This is a genomic window from Chromohalobacter sp. HP20-39 (assembly GCF_033052815.1).
Classification (GTDB): domain Bacteria; phylum Pseudomonadota; class Gammaproteobacteria; order Pseudomonadales; family Halomonadaceae; genus Chromohalobacter.
Window position 1 is genome coordinate 1 of record NZ_JAWHTP010000565.1, and the last position, 280, is coordinate 280.

Below are 280 nucleotides of genomic sequence, written 5' to 3' on the forward strand. Positions count from 1 at the left end.
GTCGAATTTCGAGGAGACCGGCGGAATCATCGCCGCGCACACCACATCGATCCCGGAAGCCCCGGGTTCCGGCCGCACCTGGGACTACCGGGTTTGCTGGCTGCGTGACGCCTATTTCGTGGTGAAGGCACTCAACCGCGTCGGCGCGACGCAGACGATGGAGGACTTCATCGGCTTCACATTGTCGATCGCGGCCAATGCCGATGGTCCGCTGAAGCCGGTTTACAGCGTGGTGCCGAACCTGCCGCTCGACGAATGGATTGCGCCCGATCTCAAGGGG

The 280-nt window shown here is 63.2% G+C and carries 1 protein-coding gene; it reads left to right on the plus strand.

Annotated features, from left to right (window positions below; translation table 11 throughout):
• The coding region (locus RVY79_RS19215; RefSeq protein WP_317466158.1) for a glycoside hydrolase family 15 protein at positions 1-280 on the plus strand (280 nt) is incomplete at both ends.